At 66.2% G+C, this 269-nt stretch carries 1 protein-coding gene; it reads right to left on the bottom strand.

What is annotated here, in order from left to right:
- Positions 1-256: LysR substrate-binding domain-containing protein (locus ACLJNW_RS25430; RefSeq protein ID WP_410961396.1), on the bottom strand; the 256-nt coding region annotated here is incomplete at its 3' end.
- Between the last annotated feature and the right edge of the window lie 13 nt (positions 257-269).

Below are 269 nucleotides of genomic sequence, written 5' to 3' on the forward strand. Positions count from 1 at the left end.
GCACCATGATCTGCTGGTCGAGCTCTTCCAGCGGTACGCCTTCGTTGCGTTCGCACCAGGGATGCTGGCGAGGCAACAGGGCGCAGATACGCGAATTCACCAACTCCTCCAGGAACAGCCCGGGACGCGCCTCGACCTCGGTCAGCACGGCGACGTCGACGTGTTCGCTGAGCAGCGCCGCGAGGGTCTCCTGGGCGTTGCCCAGACGCAGGTTGACGGTGATTCCCGGATAGCTCGCGCGCAGCCGGGCGAGCATCGGCATCACCAGG

It is taken from the genome of Salmonella sp. SAL4457, assembly GCF_046548235.1.
GTDB lineage: Bacteria > Pseudomonadota > Gammaproteobacteria > Enterobacterales > Enterobacteriaceae > Salmonella > Salmonella enterica.